This window comes from Hydrocoleum sp. CS-953 (assembly GCF_002260545.1).
Classification (GTDB): domain Bacteria; phylum Cyanobacteriota; class Cyanobacteriia; order Cyanobacteriales; family Microcoleaceae; genus Trichodesmium.
In genome coordinates this window covers 676-4,531 of the sequence record NZ_LGSU01000756.1, presented here as the reverse complement: position 1 = coordinate 4,531, position 3,856 = coordinate 676, and the positions used below count along the sequence as shown (strand labels likewise).

The following is a 3,856-nucleotide window of genomic DNA, read 5'->3' as shown; positions in this document are numbered from 1 at the left end:
ATTCTTCCTTCTTCCTTCTTCCTTCTTACTTCTTACTTCTTACTTCTTCCTTCTTACTTCTTCCTTCTTACTTCTTCCTTCTTCCTTAATTTCTTTCAGTAATACCTCTGTAAAAATGCGATTGCGAATAACTTAATTACAGATTATACAGTATGGAAAGACAAAAAAATTGTCGATCTTCGACAACTTTAATTGACAAATCCAAAAATCATTGCAGGGTAATATATTCAGAATAAATTGAGTTAAAATCGACAAAAGTATTTTTCAATGTTGTCGATCTTCGACAACATTAATTATCAGGATGGTGTAATAATGGGTTATATCCTAACAGAAGCAGGAAAAAAGAAAGTTGATGAGAAATTACCACAAGGATGCAACTGTAGTGAAATTGCTAGAGAATCTGGATTATATCGGACTACTGTTTCTAGAATTATTGATAGGAACTACGGAGTTCGGTTAGGAAGTCTAGAAGACTTTTTTAGCTATTTTGATTTAAAGTTAGAAGAAACTGATTATCAGGAACTCAAAAATAATGAAAATACCACAACTATAAATACTGGAGAATCTAAACAACCTCAAAATACCAATCCTTCACAAAATCCTGAAGTACAAAAATATGTCAAACGCCCATTAATCGAAGAACAACTTTACGAAAACCTGTTATTTACTAACTCTATTCTCAGAATTAAAGCGCCGAAAAAAATGGGAAAAACTATTTTAATCAATCAAGTATTAGAGCAAGTAAAAATGAAAAAAAAATACCAAACTGTATCTATTAGTTTTCAGGAAGCTGACAATAGCCATTTATCCGAATTGAATGAATTATTGCGTTGGTTATATGCCAATGTCAGTAATCAACTAAACATTAAGGATAAATTAGAACTACCTCCTAAATTAAATGAGTGGGATAATTTAACTAAAACTTTTGGCAGTAAAATGACCTGTACTAACTACTTTGAAAAGTATTTATTGCAGAAATTAAACAACTCATTATTTCTATGTTTAGATAATTTAGAATTGCTTTTCCTCAACGAAAATATTTATCAAGATTTCTTGGGTATGCTCCGCTCTTGGAATGATAAAGCCAGTAGAAATTCTCTTTGGCAAAAACTCAGAGTAGTTATTTCTTATGCTCCGAATACTGATACTAAAATAAATCCCAATCAATCCCCATTTAATATCGGTACGGCTATTGAATTACCAGAATTTAACCTCGAAGAAGTTCAACAATTAGCTGAAATTTATCAGCTTAATTTAGATAATTCACAGGTTAGGGAACTAATGAATATGGTAGAAGGTCATCCTTATTTAGTGAGGTTGACTATTGATAGTCTTAAAACTCGTAATGACATGACATTCGAGAAAATTTTAGAAACTGCTCCGACAAAAGATGGTATTTATCATAGTCCTCATTTACAAGAATATTTAGCAATTTTAAAGCAGCACTCAGATTTAGCTGAGGTTTTTCTGAGCATAATTAAAGGCAACTATTTAGGAAATATCGAAAATCATGCTATTAAGACACTTATAAATTTAGGATTAGTCAAATATCAGGATGGCAAAATATTAGTTAGATGCAAACTTTATCGTTTGTATTTTGAAAATTATTTAGGAGATATCTAATGAATGGAATTTATGAATCTAATTTTTATTATAAAGTTGGAGGTGGTCTAGATTTATCTCATTCTAATTACATAGTAAGACTAGCAGATACTGAGATTTATAAGGCTATAAAAAAAGGAGAGTATTGTTATGTTTTTAATGCCCGACAAACTGGTAAGTCAAGTTTGCGAATTAGGACGGCAAACCGACTGCGAAAAGAAGAAATTGCTTGTGTGGAAATAGACCTCATGGCAATTGTTGGAGAAGAGAGTAATGTCGGACAAATTTATGCCTGTATTGTGCAAGAAATAGCTAGTGGTTTGCAACTGGAAGTTGACTGTTTAAGTTGGTGGTTGGAACGAGAAACTTTAGAACCTCAAGAACGTTTGATTGAATTTATCGAACAGGTTGTTTTCACTAAAATTGACAAAAATATTGTAATTTTTATTGATGAAGTAGATTGTTTGCGGATATCGGATTTATCTCTAGAATTTTTTCTGAGTTTGATTCAATCTTTTTATCAAAAACGAGAAAATAATTCAGCATATCGACGTTTAACTTTTGCTTTGTTTGGGGTTGTAGAAATTTCTGATTTTTCCCATACTATTATTGGTAATAGAATTGAATTAGAAAGTTTAGAATTTTCAGGGTCGTTACCTTTAGCGGAGGGATTATTAGAAAAAGTAGATCGTCGTCAAGAAGTTCTCAAAGAAATAATTTATTGGACGGGAGGACAACCATTTTTAACACAAAAATTATGTCAATTAGTTTTAACATCACTTATAAAAATTCCTACAGGGTCAGAAAAAGAGGAGGTGGAGAAATTGACAGTATCAAGTATTATTGAAAACTGGAAATTTCACGATGAACCAAAACATTTACAGATAATAGAGAATCGCCTCCTCACTAGCAAATATTCTACCTACAAATTATTAAGCTTGTATCATAAAATTTTACAACGGGGAAAAATTAAGGCAAAAAATAATCTCTTACAAACAGAATTACAATTGGCAGGTATAGTTCGGAAAAAAGAAGGGAAGTTAAAAGTTTATAATCCCATCTATGCTCAAGTTTTTAATCGAAACTGGATAGAAAAAGTATTAGCAGAAAAATATCCCACCAGAACTAAAGACCATATTTGGTGGGTGAGTTTACTGTTACTATCCTTGGCAACTTTCCGGTTACTATTTCCCAAACTTCATCAACAGCTCAACGACTGTGGAGTTGATAATTATTTAGCAGAACAATATCAACCAGCTCGGTTTTATTTCCAATGTGCTTTACTGTTAAAACCCAACTACAAAAAAGCACATTATAACCTGGGTTCAACTTATGAAAAACTGCACCAACTTGACAAAGCAAAAAGTGAGTACCATATTGCTATTGAAAGCCAACTTTCCCAAGTTGATAACAACCTAGCTCGACTTTATATCCTAGAAAAACAATACTCGGAAGCTATTGAGCTACTCGAACAAGGTTTCCAGAAAAAGAACGCTGAAAATGACCCCGTTGTTCGCTATGCTTTGCTCAAAAATATGGGTTGGGCCTTGCTCGAACAAGAACGTTATACAGAAGCAGAAACTTACTTGCGGGAGGCCATTGAATTAATGAACACCCGTGCGATCGCTTACAAGTTACTGGCGAGGTTATTGGAAGCTAGGGGAGATACGGAGGAAGCACGAGATATATGGCAACAGTTTCGGCAGTATGCTTTGAACGAGTCACCACATGAATATAAATATTAGTTCGTAGTTGTGCTTTAGCGCAAAATATCTTTGCTAGCACTAAAGTACAACTACAAACAGATACTTTTTTATAGCTAATTAATTTGGAGGAACGGTTTTTCCTGGTTCTTCTTCCTCTGCTTGTGGAGTCAATAGTAAATTTGCGGTTTCAGGGATATTTATAAAAGCAAATGTTGTTGCTGTTGATGGGCAAGTGATTGTTATCAAAGTAATAATATTGGCCAAGAAAGCAATTCTATTTAAGTTAATGAAACGAGACAACATTTGGATAACTCCTATATATAGTATTTTTTGGGTTTCTACAAATTCCTTTATGTTGAGGCAGAAAATTTATGCACTTGTTTCGTGAAATGACTAGAAAAAATTTTGCTGCATCAAATATTCACAAAAATTGCTGTTCTCAATTTTTACGTTTTACTGAATAAAGTAATAATATCGGCCAAGAAAGCAATTCTATTTAAGTTAATGAAACGAGACAACATTTGGGTAACTCCTATGTATATTCTTTG

General features: G+C 32.7%; 3 protein-coding genes. 2 read left to right on the top strand and 1 reads right to left on the bottom strand.

Annotated features, from left to right (window positions below; genetic code table 11):
• Positions 1 to 312 precede the first annotated feature (312 nt).
• Together AFK68_RS09165 and AFK68_RS09160 are read left to right on the top strand one after the other, a co-directional pair.
• On the top strand, positions 313 to 1,623 hold the full coding sequence (locus AFK68_RS09165) for an AAA-like domain-containing protein (protein WP_168186378.1): 1,311 nt from the start codon (positions 313 to 315) through the stop codon (positions 1,621 to 1,623).
• The gene (locus tag AFK68_RS09160; protein WP_094672455.1) at positions 1,623 to 3,347 is read left to right on the top strand and encodes an AAA-like domain-containing protein; all 1,725 of its coding nucleotides are present in this window, start codon (positions 1,623 to 1,625) and stop codon (positions 3,345 to 3,347) included. The genes AFK68_RS09165 and AFK68_RS09160 overlap by 1 nt, the downstream gene beginning before the upstream one ends.
• 78 nt (positions 3,348 to 3,425) lie before the next feature.
• Here AFK68_RS09160 and AFK68_RS09155 read toward each other — a convergent pair whose 3' ends face one another.
• Complete coding sequence (locus AFK68_RS09155) at positions 3,426 to 3,611, bottom strand: hypothetical protein (protein ID WP_094672454.1); 186 nt, start codon at positions 3,609 to 3,611, stop codon at positions 3,426 to 3,428.
• Between the last annotated feature and the right edge of the window lie 245 nt (positions 3,612 to 3,856).